This is a genomic window from Spirulina subsalsa FACHB-351 (genome assembly GCF_026130165.1).
Lineage (GTDB): Bacteria > Cyanobacteriota > Cyanobacteriia > Cyanobacteriales > Spirulinaceae > Spirulina_A > Spirulina_A subsalsa_A.
Map to the genome: position 1 here is coordinate 1 of NZ_JAIHOM010000248.1, position 1,348 is coordinate 1,348.

Consider the following 1,348-nt stretch of genomic DNA (forward strand, 5'->3'; position numbering starts at 1 on the left):
CCCAAGCTGCGACTTAGACCCCCTAGCCCCCTTTGACCCCCCAGAAGCCCTAGAAGACCCCGAATTTTTAGGGGGTCTTACCAACGTACCAGACGAGGATATTTTCACCCTAGACCCCTTAGAATTAACCGCAGACCCCTTTAATTCCTCCGAACTCTGGGACGACGAAGAAACCCCCCTTGAGGATAGTTTTGAGTCCGTCAGTGAATCAGCATTCAATTCAGAAATAGAGGAAACATTCGACCCCCAAGAACCGATACAACCTCAATTAAATCAAGAATTAAACCCGACCGTTATTTCTGACAACTTAAACCGAGAGCATCAGGACTTAGATCCTCAATCAGTTAACCCAAATTCACTCAATCAAGAGCTAGAAAATCAACCCATACAAAATCCCGAGTTAACCTCACAACCAGCAAGCCATCCCTCAATTATTGATCCCGACCTTAACCCAACTGAACCCCAATCCGAAGATAGCCTAGAAATGATTTTCTCTGACCAAGAAGACTTTCTAGATCCCCTAGAAGACGACTTTGATTATAGTCTAGACTTGTCGGAATATTCACCAGATTTGGAGCTAGAAAATGACCCCGAAAATAACCTAATTTTCCCAGAAAATATTGCCCCCATTAAACCCGTAGAACCAGAACCCAAAATTACCAATGATTTTGTAGCCCCCATCTTCCCAGAAGAAAACGGGATAGATTTCTCAACCTTCCCCCCAGAAGCCGAAGAAATAGCTCCCCTTATAGACTTCTCCAATGAGGAAACTTCCCCCATTTTAGACCCCGACGATTTTCAACCAAAACAGAACTTAGCCTCCGAAAATTTTGATAATAATTTTACCAACTTTGACTTTACCGAAACAGCCCCCCAACAACCAACAGAAGACCTCTATAGTGACTTAGAATGGACAGATCCTGCCGCAGAAATGGCAGACGAACAACCCCTAGATAGTCTCCCCGAAACAACCCCCTCTCTCCAAGAACAAGAGGAAGAATTAGACTATGGTCAAACATCCTCCGAGGAAGCAAAAGAGTTGAATTCCACCCAAGAAACAAGCCTTGGATTACAACAACCTTCCCCCTCCACCTCCCCAAAAATTGACACAGAAAAACCCGATAATATTCTATTTGGTGATGATTGGAACAACAACGAACAATTAGATACCGTTCCCAGCATTGAGGACACCTTTGGTAGACTCGAATTAGAACAATCTTTAGCCGAATTTGATGCCGATGAATTATTCTTAGTAGAATCTGAACCTGAACCCACTCCAGAACCTTCCCAAACGCCCCAAACTGCCCCCCTAACCCCTCCTCAACCAACTATTCAAAAAGCCCCCTCC

Annotated in this window: 1 protein-coding gene; it reads left to right on the plus strand. The window is 44.4% G+C overall.

Annotated elements, in window-relative coordinates; genetic code table 11:
- A partial coding sequence (locus K4A83_RS22670) for a hypothetical protein (RefSeq protein WP_265266991.1) occupies positions 1 to 1,348 on the plus strand: 1,348 nt, incomplete at both ends.